Source organism: Streptomyces sp. D2-8, from assembly GCF_023184515.1.
Taxonomy (GTDB): domain Bacteria; phylum Actinomycetota; class Actinomycetes; order Streptomycetales; family Streptomycetaceae; genus Streptomyces.
In genome coordinates, this window is sequence record NZ_JAAHBP010000046.1 from 1 (window position 1) to 9,519 (window position 9,519).

The window sequence follows — 9,519 nt, forward strand, 5'->3', positions numbered from 1 at the left end:
TTCTGCACGAGGATGTCCAGGACGTTGCCGTCCTGGTCGACGGCCCGCCACAGGTACTTCGGTTCTCCATTGATCTTGATGAAGACCTCGTCCAGGTGCCATTTGTCACCCGGCCGGGGCTGCCGCCAGCGCAGCGAATCGGCGTACCGCTGCCCGAACTTGGCGCACCAGCGGCGCACCGTCTCGTACGAGACGACGATCCCGCGCTCGAGCATGAGCTCCTCGACCTCGCGGAACGACAGCGGGAAGCGGAAGTACAGCCACACGCAGTGGGAGATCACCTCGACCGGGTACCGGTGCCCCTTGTATGACGGCGACACGGCCTCCACGGACAGCCCCCTCCAGCACGATCAACCAGAAGATCATCCCACCAGCTAACCAACGTGACAGCGCCCGCGCACATCGTCCGCCGCCTTGTGCACGGTTTGGTGTCGCTGACTGTGAGGCTCTGCCGTGGCCGCTTGTGCTCAAACCCCGGCGAGTATCACCAGTGCCCCACCGGCAGCGAGGAATGCCTTGGGTCGCACCCCTAATGCCATTATTCTCCCTCTTTTCCGCTGAGTCGTTCGTTAAGCTTACCGCCACCAGGCTGCGAATATCACATGAAATCAAAATCTGGCCGGATTGCTAGCAGCAGCTGGGCTGGACCCCTTGCCGCTAACAGTTGGCGCACCGAGCTGACTCCGAACGCGAAAAGTGTCAACCGACTTCAATCTAATCCGCCGACCCGCTCACGGACGGAAACTGTCGTGACCGCCGCCCCATACGACCACAGTTGCGCGTACGCGGCGATCTATGGGATGCAGAGCTACCCGAAATGCGCCTTCTATCGAAACAGTTGCCTCTTCGTAGCTGTTGCCGCGATAGGGTTACTGGAATCTTCAGTGATGGCGCAGGTGATCTGCCAGCCGTACGGGTCGAAGAGATGATAGACGAGAATTCTTTCGCTGGGGTTGCGCTCGGACATGGCCTGAGCGAATCGGTCCGCATCGATATGCTGTGCGGGTTCGTTGGCCTGTTCGGTGTAATGCTGTGCCAGCGTCTGAGGCGTTGCAAGCCAGACAGGGATTTCAGTCGCTGGCGAGCTTGCGATCATTTCCATAGCAGCTGGCGCTGCTTGCCATCCCGCCCCAATAAGGGCTTCGCAATGTTCGGCAGCCCGCACTGACGGAAGAGTGCCGATCGCGCTCGCTGTGCTCGCTTCAGGGCTCGCACCGGACCCTCGTACCACAGTGGAGGCCAATGGCCACTGCAGGTCTTCCGTGGCAGCAACGAGCGCTCGCCCTTCTTTCATCTGGATGGGGAAGAAACGTACGAACTCCTGTGTCGCGGTATGCAGGGTTTCAACGAAGCGCGCCAAGTCCAGTGTTCTTTCCGTCAGCCCGGGATCTTGACGCAGGCGGACCTCGTAGATTCCTGCGAGGGATGCCGTTTTGGTTCGTGCTGGCCGAGCGGATTGTGTGGGAAATTCTTGCAAGTGGTCGAGCACAAGCCGGGCTGACGGCCACCGTGCTTCAGCGAGATCTGAGCACAGAGCCACTATGCGGTCGGCGGAAATCGTGTTGAGCTCATCAGCGGAGGGCAAGGCCTTCACCTTCTGTTGAGGGACAGAGAAGGTGGCCGCCGGATCCTGTTTGGGCGGCCACCTTCGAGATCAGGAAGTCACGGCGCTGGCACGAAGAAGACCTTCGTCCCTTGCACTATACCTTCCACGAGGTTTTCGTTGCCTTCCCATAGATCATCACTGATCATGAATGAGGGGTACACCGGCTGTCCCAGAGGAAGCTTCGCCTGAAGAATCACCCCAGGCAAATCGCTTCGCCCTTCAGCAGCACCACGCGCGTACTGCAGGGCTGTCTGCTTTGAGGTCGTCCAGGAGGTGTAGATGCTGTTGGTATTACCGTCATGGTGGGTCCTCATGCTGGCGGAGCCGCCACGAGGTACTGCGATACCTCGCGAAGCGTTGTCGAAAGCTGGACTCTCTACAGATACACCTCGGTAGAGGTAGTTGAAGCCAGCTTCCTCCGGGATGGAGTCCAGGGAGAAGGCACCTCCGCCGCGGAACGCCGGGTCATCTGCGTGTGCCGCTCCAGGACCGTACTTCTGGGGCGAAGTCCGGAAGAACTTGCCTTTCAGCCAGCTGAATGCCGGGCCAAACAGGCTGCTGCTGCCGCCGCCGACCGCGCCGATCAGCAGGTCTGCTGCGGTGGTAGGGCGGCAGAATGCCTCGTTGACGGTGTGCGCGTAGCCGGCGCCCACCGCAGCATTGACCGCTGTGGAGGTGGCCAGGGCGCGCCCGCCGGTGAGGCCGAGAGAGCGGGCGGCGGCATTGCCCGCGCCAGGCATCAGAGCGCCGCCGATGCCGCCGACGAGTGCTCCCTTGCCGGCTGCCTTGCCGACGTCGCCCCAGTGAAGCCACCGTTGCGGTGCTGCCAGCCGTAGATGCCTCCTTCGATGGCGCCGCCGATGACGGCTCCGATGCCGGCGCTGATGCAGAGGGGGCAACGGCCGGAGGGATCCGACTGGTTAAGGGGGTCGTTGTTGGCGTAGGCATACGGGGACTGGTTGGGACTGTCGTTGGCAGGATGCTCGGGATCCGGTGAGGCGAAGCGTCTGTTGCCGGGGTCGTAGCTGCGTTCACGCAGAGCCAGTCGGCCGGACAGCACAGGGTCCTTGTACTGCCCGGTGTATCCGAAGATGCTCGTTTGGCCGTCGGTGGTGCTGGCCTTACCGGTGGAGACGCCCCAGGCACTGTAGGTGTAGGTGTGGTGTTCCTTGCCGGCCGCGTCGTAGACCGCGCTGACGGAGTTCTGCCGGTCGTGGCGCATGTAGAAGGTGCCGGTGCTGCGGTTTTGGGATTCGGCGATGCCTTCGGGGTTGTACTGGTAGTCGGCGATAAGGGCACCAGCGCTGCCGGTGTCGGTGGCGATCTGGGCCAGGGGGTTGATCACGTCCCAGCGTGAGGTGCGGGACAGGGCGCCGTTCTTGTTGGTGACGGTGCGGTTGCCGTCGGCATCGTTGACGAAGGTGTAGCTGTCTGCCCCCAGCGTTGCGGTTCTCAGGCGGCCGAGCGGGTCGTAGGCGTAAGCGCCTGCCGCGTCTTTGGTGAGATTGCCGTCGGCGTCGTAGGTGAAGTCGACCGTGACGGTGCCCTCGACGCGCTTGGTGAGCTGATCTGCCGCGTCGTAGCTGTTGGTGCGGGTGCTGGTGGGGGTGGAGGAGGTAGTGAGGTTGCCGGTCTTGTCGTAGTCGTAGGTGCTGCCGGTTGTTCCGCTCAGGCATGAAGCTGTGGCGGAGGTGTCCGTGCATGCCCGGCTCATTCGGCCGACGGCGTCGTAGGCGTAGCGGTCTGCGAGCCCGGTTGTCGTGGAGTCCTTGAAGAAGTCCTTGACTACGCGGCCAGCGTCGTCGCGTTCAACGTGGCGGGCGCCGGTGCCCTGTGTGACTGAGGCCAGACGGCCCGCCCGGTCGTAGGTCCGTGCCTCGGTTACTGCGGCAGTGGTGGGGAGTTTGACGGAGGTGAGGTTGGTTGCCGCGTCCCACCCGTAGCTGGTCGTTTTCCCGCCGGCGGTCTGGCTGAGCATGCGGCCGTCGTCGTCGTAGGCGTAGGTGATGGCCCGGCCGTCAGGGTAGGTGCGGCTCTTGACCGACCCGTTCCTGTTGTATGCGTACTTGAACGGGTTGGTCACACCCGGCGAGGTGATGGTGAGCGGCCGTCCTTCGTCGTCGTAGGTGACCGTTCGGGTGCCGGTGCCATCCTTGATCGTCTTGGGCTGCGCGGTGGCGTCGTAGGTGTAGCTGACGCTGGGCGTGCCGTCTGAGTACGAGGTCGCTGTCGGCAGGTTGCGCGCATCGTAGGCGTGCGTGACGGTCTGCCCACGGGCGTTAGTAAGTTTCGTCCGGTTGCCGTCGGGGTCGTACCCGAACGAGGTAGCGCGGCCTAGTGGATCGGTGATCTTGGTGAGGTGGCTTGCATTGTCGTAGGCGTAGGTAGTGGTGTGCCCGTTGGCGTCCTTGCGGGACGTCAGGTTGCCGAGAGTGTCGTAGTCGAGGGCGGTGATGCCGCCGTCTGGGGCGGTGACCTTGGTCAGTTGCCCCCGTGTGTCGTACTCGTAGGCGGTCTTCTTGCCTAGAGGGTCGGCGCGTTCGACGAGGCGGCCATCGCCGTCGTAGGCGTTAGTGAAGGTTTTGACCCCGAAGGGATCGGTCTGGCTCAGGCTATGGCCGGCCGCATCGTATGCGGTTTTCCACGTGTACTGGGCCGGGTCGGCTCCTGAGACGTTGCCGCGCGGCTCGACGGTGGTGGCCAGTCGGCCGTTGTCGTAGTAGGCGTAGGTTGTCTTGCTGCCCAGCGGCGTCGTCTCGGAGACGAGGTTGCCGTTGTCGTCGTAGGTGTAGGTGACCGTCTTGCCACCACGGTCCGTGGTGGTGAGGAGTTGATTACCTGCGTTGTAGGTGTTGACGGTCGATCCGCCTAGCGCGTCGGTGACCTTAGTGACGTTGCCTTCACCGTCGTAGTCCGTCTTGCGGAGCCGTCCGAGTGGGTCGGTGACGGTGATCGGTCGGTACTCGGCGTCATAGTCTGTCTTGGTGGTGTTCCCGAGTGGGTCGGTCACCGTGGTCTGGTTGCCAACCTTGTCGTAGCCGTACTTCCAGGTGAACTTTGCAGCATCGGCGCCCGTGACGTTGCCCCTGGGGGTCGTCATGCTCAGGAGGCGGCCAGCCTTGTCGTAGGTGTATGTCGTCTTAGCGCTGGATGCGTCGGACCGCGAGGCCACGTTGCCCATGACGTCGTATGTCGTCTTAGAGACGTGACCTGCAGTGTCCTTCATTTCGGTCAGGCGATTCGCTGCGTCATAGGTGAAGCTCGTGGTCTTGCCTGCAGCGTCTGTGACGGTGGCCAGGTTGCCTACTTCGTCGTAGGTGCTGCGCGTGGTGTTGCCCTTGGTGTCGACTGTCGATGTCAGCCGACCCGCGTCGTCGTATCCATACTTGGTTGTGAACTTCCCCGGATCCGCCCCTGCAGCATTTCCACGAGGATCGGTAGCACTGGTAATGCGGCCGACAGCGTCAAAGGTCCAGGACTGTCGCGCTCCATCCGGGAGAGTCTTCGAAGTCTGGTTGCCGGCACTGTCGTAGCCGAACCTTGTTGTCTTGCCAAGCGGATCCGTGATGGTCTCGAGTTGACTCTGAGCTGTGTAGCTGTAGCTCGTTGCTTTGTCGAGCGGGTCGACGGACTTGGTCAGTCGATGATTGGCGTCGTAAGAGTAGTCGGACGACTTCTTGTGTGCATTCGTGTAGCTGGAGAGGTCACCATTCGACCTATGGCTCCACAGCTCCTGGTGTAGCGGCCAACGGATTCGATAAATTCGCGCACGTGCGTCCGTATCTACGGTCACGGCGTTACCCAAGGCGTCTGTGCTGCGCAGCAGGGCAAGCTGATAGGTGTACTGGAATGATGTTTTGTTGCCGAACGGGTCGTACTTGCTTAGTAGGACGTTTCCGACGCTGTATAGGTCAGTCCAGACACCTCCGTCAGGCATGGTGACGTCGGTTTCGTTGCCAGCATAGGAGAATTTGGTTTTCTCGCCGAGGGGGTCTGTTTGCTCAGAAACTCTCCCGGATGCGTCGTAAATGTTCCGTACGACATAGTTTCCGCGTCCGTCCTTGATGCTCGATATTTTCCCGGAAGTATATCCGTATTCGACGGACATGCCGTTCGCGTCTCGCACCGTCGTCAGCCGGTTCGCTTCGTAGCCGTACTGAATGCGACGTCCGTCCGAGAGCTTTATCTGCGATAGCAGATTGCCGGAGAAGATGTACTCCGCGCTGCGTCCGAATTGATTTCTCGAAGAGGTAATACGGCCGGAGGAGTCGTACGAGTACGACGTGGTACGCCCCTGCTTGTCGGCGCGCTCGGTGAGGCGCCCCGCAGTGTTGAATTTGAGCGTTTCCCCCTTTTGGCTCTCAAGGGTATACCCGTCAGCGGAGGCCTGCAGTTTTGCGCGTGAAGTGAGGGGTGCCGCGTATGTTCCGTCAGAATTCTTGGTGAAAGGGTAGCGAGAGCCGTCCTCTGATATGAAGGTTGCATCACCGTTCTCTACCACCTTCAGGTTCGCGTCCCAGGATGCAGTCCATCCCGTGCCCAGGGGCTCTGTGTTGCTTTTGTCTGACGAGTAGGTTCTGGAGAAATCGAAATTCGATCCCCCTGTCAGGGAACCGTCACTCACGACTTGGCCGAACGCGCCTGTAGCCGTGTTGACGTGATGGCCGCCCTCGGACTGGCAGTGCGGGGCGCTGGCGGTGTTGCTGTCGCAGCTCCCGTACGCCTGGTCAGATTCGATGCTTGCCAGTGCGCGAGTCGTGATGTTGACGGCGGAACCGCCCGTGCTATCGGGCCAGTTGCCGTTCTCCAGACGGCTCTGGATGTTGAAGTTCAGCCACGGCTCAGTGTTGTCAGGGAATGCGTCCAGCTTGACGGCGTTTTCGCACTGAGATGCATCGTAGGTGAACGTGAAGTTGACGGCGCCGCCAGCCTGTAGGTCAGGATAGGGCCCCACGTGGTTTTCTCTGAAAGCCTTGGAGTGCCCCCACCATGGGGTCTTCACCTTAAATGGATCCGATGCCCATCGCGTTGTGGGCTTCAGCCCGGCACCACACGTGTATCCGACGCGTATCTCGATGTCTTGCAGCCCGTGATCAAGTTCTTCGAACGGCCCGGACTCGTTGGTCTGATAGTAGGCCTGTGTGCGTAAGGTCAGCTTCTCGCCGTCCTTCGGAACGTACCCCTTCGTCTCGTAAGCGGGGCGGGGGGGCTCTATGGCTTACACCTACGACCGATCCGTCGGAACGTAGCAGTTCCAGGTGATCGCTTGAGTACCAGAACCTCACCTCAGCAGCGGCCGACGTTCTTTGCCGACTGGCTCCAGTTCCTCCCTGTCGGCCAGAATCCCCGGCGTTTCTTCTTGCGCTTGGCTTGTCACGCTCCTTGTCCCCTCGACTGTTCGGCACGGGGCTCTTTTTGAGCGGTGACGAGCCCTGCTCAGGGGCGGAGGTCGCGTGCCTGCGTCGCTCGTCATCGGATACCTGTTTGCGACGCTGGTCGAGTGTCATCGGTGTTTGCCGCGTTGCCGCTTGCGGCTTCTCGGCCGCACGTGCGGATGCGGGCCGTCCTGATGACGTCGGCTCGCGCGCTGCTGCCGAGGCACTAACTGCCCCTAGTAACAAGCCCCACACAACGATCAGAGACACCACGATCCGCGAGCGCACGGAACGGATAACTCTCACAAAACCTCCCCAGGTGAGCGGCCGGCTCGGACCGTGAAGCACAGCAGTGGTTTGCCGAGCGAGCGCTACTGATCCACTTCGGATGCTGCCGACTTGCGCTGATCATGAAACTGGTACCAGCGAAGGTACTTAGAGCTGGAGTGCGTCTTGAGCCGGGTCACTGTATGCACTCTGGTCACAATGGGATCGGGCGACTTGGCCGAAGGTAATATCACGACCTGAATGTCCTTGTGGCAGGCACTGCCCTTGCGCTGAACGAGCTCTGGGACTAAAGCGGATGAGGAGATGCGACCGACCCTTCTCCGAAATCTGGCCGAATTCGTCCAGGGCCGGTGTTCATCCGGCCCAGAGCCGATACCGCGTCAGCAAAAGGCCGGGCCGGATGGCCTCGGTCGCCTCTGCCGGCGGCGGCGCTTGGCTGCTACTCATTCCCGAGCTGACGGCTCCGCCGCTCTGCCCTCTCAGTCGTTCTTACGCCTCGTCCGCGGCTGTCGAGCGACGTTGTAGGCCTTCATCTGCGTCACGACCTTGTCGTGCAGCTTGCGCAACGACTCCAGTTCGGCCTGCAGTGCCAGCGTCACCGCGGCGCAGCCCTTGCGGCGGGTGAGCGTGGCGGCCAATTCACCGTTGGGCTCCTCCCATATCCGCACGCTGAACGAGGCACGGCCAGTGGGCACGGGGCCATCGGCAGCCTCCCGTTCCGCGATCATGCGGGTTAGTACTCCAGCAGCGGTTCGTGTCCTGAGCTGGTGGTTGTCGTTGTCCTGGTATGGAGGGGATGACTGAAGCCGCTTACTGGGCTGGCGAGTTGGAGTCGGTGTTCGCTCGGGTGGCGGGCAGGTTCGCTCGGGCGGATCTGCGGTGGCGGATGCGGGACTACGTCCGTGGTCTGCTGGGGCGGGCGACGCGCAAGAACGGGTGGCAGCTCGCGGAATGGGCGGGTCACCGCACCCCCGACGGCTTTCAGCGGCTGCTGAACAGCAGTGTCTGGGACGCGGACGCCCTGCGTGACGACGTCTGTGCCTACGTCGCCGAACGGCTCGGACCGGGCGGTGTGCTGATCATCGACGACACGGGATTCATCAAGAAGGGCACCACCTCGGCCGGGGTCGGCCGGCAGTACACCGGCACCTCAGGAAAGATCGACAACTGTCAGATCGGCGTGTTCGCCGCCTACGCCACCAGCTCAGGCCGGGCTCTGGTGGACCGGGAGCTCTACCTGCCGAAAGCCTGGACGTCCGACCGTGACCGCTGCCGGGCGGCCAAGATCCCCGACGAGCGAGGCTTTGCGACCAAGGGTGAACTGGCCCGGGACATCGTCCGCCGCTGCCTGGCCGCCACGTGGGTCACCGCCGACGAGGCTTACGGGCAGGACTGGCACTTCCGTCGCCTGCTCGAACAGCTCGACGTCGGCTACGTGGTCGCGGTGCCCAAGTCCCAGCAGATCAAATCCCTGGCCGGGATCTGGCGCATCGATCAGCTCATCGAGGAAGCACCCCTTGATGCCTGGCAGCGGCTGTCCTGCGGTGAGGGGGCCAAGGGGCCACGGGTCTACGACTGGGCCGCGGCCAAGCTGCCCACCAACCTGATCTTCGATCCGGATCCGCCGACCCATCACCGCTGGGTGATGGCCCGCCGCAGCCTCTCCGACCCCGGTGAAATCGCCTACTACCTCGCCTACGCACCCGTCGGCATCGAGATTGCCGAACTGGTCCGTATCGCCGGCTCCCGCTGGGCGATCGAGGAGTGCTTCCAGGCCGCGAAGAACGAGTGCGGTCTGGACGAGTACGAGGTCCGCCGCTACATCGGCTGGTACCGGCACATCACCCTGTCCATGCTCGCCCACGCCGTCCTGACCGCACTCGCAGCACAAGCCCAGGGCGGCGGCGCGGCAAAGGGGGCTGCAGAAACGGATCAGCCGCCGTCCCGCTCACCGTGGCAGAGATCCGGCGACTCCTGGACGCTCTCCTGCCCTATCCACGAGCCGACCGCGATCCCGTCATCCACGCACTGAACTGGTCAGCCTGGAGAAGACACCGCCAAGCCATCGCCCGCCGCTGCCACTACCGAAAACGCAGCTCAGGACACGAACCGCTGCTGGAGTATTAGACGGTGTCCTATGTGGTGAGGCGGAGGAGTCGCTTGTAGCAGCACAGGGCGGCGGCGAGACCGAGAAAGGCCAGGTAGTTGCGGGGATTTCGTTCGTAGCGGGGGCTGAGCCGACGGTAGCCG

6 protein-coding genes and 1 pseudogene are annotated in these 9,519 nt (G+C 62.5%); 1 reads left to right on the plus strand and 6 read right to left on the minus strand.

What is annotated here, in order from left to right; all coding sequences use genetic code 11:
- The 5 genes from G3I77_RS40105 to G3I77_RS40125 form a co-directional block, all read right to left on the minus strand.
- The coding region (locus G3I77_RS40105; RefSeq protein WP_248512341.1) for an IS6 family transposase at positions 1-329 on the minus strand (329 nt) is incomplete at its 3' end.
- A gap of 497 nt (positions 330-826) precedes the next feature.
- The gene (locus G3I77_RS40110) at positions 827-1,585 is read right to left on the minus strand and encodes a hypothetical protein (protein ID WP_248512342.1); all 759 of its coding nucleotides are present in this window, start codon (positions 1,583-1,585) and stop codon (positions 827-829) included.
- A 77-nt stretch (positions 1,586-1,662) separates the two neighbouring features.
- Positions 1,663-2,346, minus strand: a complete 684-nt coding sequence (locus G3I77_RS40115) for a hypothetical protein (RefSeq protein ID WP_248512344.1) — start codon at positions 2,344-2,346, stop codon at positions 1,663-1,665.
- Positions 2,346-6,560, minus strand: coding sequence for a DUF6531 domain-containing protein (locus G3I77_RS40120; RefSeq protein ID WP_248512345.1), 4,215 nt, complete (start codon positions 6,558-6,560; stop codon positions 2,346-2,348). Before G3I77_RS40120 ends, G3I77_RS40115 begins: the two co-directional genes overlap by 1 nt.
- 1,188 nt (positions 6,561-7,748) lie before the next feature.
- Positions 7,749-7,964, minus strand: coding sequence for a hypothetical protein (locus G3I77_RS40125; RefSeq protein WP_248512347.1), 216 nt, complete (start codon positions 7,962-7,964; stop codon positions 7,749-7,751).
- A gap of 101 nt (positions 7,965-8,065) precedes the next feature.
- On the opposite strand from G3I77_RS40125, the gene G3I77_RS40130 reads away from it, so the two are divergent.
- Positions 8,066-9,301, plus strand: a complete 1,236-nt coding sequence (locus tag G3I77_RS40130; RefSeq protein WP_248512349.1) for an IS701 family transposase — start codon at positions 8,066-8,068, stop codon at positions 9,299-9,301.
- A gap of 103 nt (positions 9,302-9,404) precedes the next feature.
- On the opposite strand, the pseudogene G3I77_RS40135 reads toward G3I77_RS40130, so the two are convergent.
- Positions 9,405-9,519, minus strand: a pseudogene (locus G3I77_RS40135) (IS5/IS1182 family transposase); the annotation flags it as partial.